Origin of the sequence: Chromohalobacter sp. 48-RD10 (assembly GCF_029889785.1) — a bacterium.
GTDB lineage: Bacteria > Pseudomonadota > Gammaproteobacteria > Pseudomonadales > Halomonadaceae > Chromohalobacter.
In genome coordinates this window covers 1-821 of the sequence record NZ_JARANX010000190.1, presented here as the reverse complement: position 1 = coordinate 821, position 821 = coordinate 1, and the positions used below count along the sequence as shown (strand labels likewise).

Here is an 821-nt window from a genome sequence, read left to right as displayed (position 1 = left end):
AAATAAAGCACAAAGCCTTTCGTTTATCCAGTGCTCCACCCTTCACCAGCGCTTCTCCCGATGAATTCCCCCTCATCATTATGCATTATCGGAATTGATGCAAACTCGAATGAAAGAATGAGATCATAATGTCTCATTTTTGTATAACTATCCGGCACACCCCTGGTAGCGTCTGACCAAGCGTTCGAACAAATCGATGCCTGGAGTCAGCATGGCATCCGGAAAATCATAGCTGGGATGATGCAAAGGACGGCATTTCTCGCCACCGCCCAGGGTCAACAACGCTCCTTCGCCCTGGGCGGCCAGCCATCCAAAGTCCTCCGACCAGCGATGCGCTACGGACAACTCACGCAGCGGTAACGCCAGGGCATTCGCTTCATCACGTATCGCCTCGACGGCACGCGGATGGTTGTGGGTCGCCTGAAAGACATCGCACCAATCGACTTCGATTCCCAGGTCGTCCTCTTCGGCCTCGACCCGGGCCAGCGATACGGCCGCTTCCGCCAGGGCACGCATCATCGCATCGTTTTCGGTGCGCAAGGTGGCCATCACCTCGGCCTGCCCCGGCGACGTACCGAAGGCAACTTCACCCAGACGCGCATGAATCAGCGTCACCATGACCAGCCCCTGATCGTCCGGTAACTGCTGAGGCAGACGCTTCAATCCCTGCAGGATCCGGCACATTGCCAAGGCCGGATTACGTCCCTGCTCGGGATGTGCCGCATGTGTGCATAACCCATTGAGACGCACGATCAAGCCTCGCGAGGCGCACGTGAACGCCCCCGCTCGTACTGACACTTCACCTAACGGCTCACCTGGCA

1 pseudogene is annotated in these 821 nt (G+C 57.4%); it reads right to left on the bottom strand.

What is annotated here, in order from left to right:
- Positions 1–147 precede the first annotated feature (147 nt).
- Positions 148–821: pseudogene (locus OP496_RS18175) on the bottom strand (amidohydrolase); the annotation flags it as partial.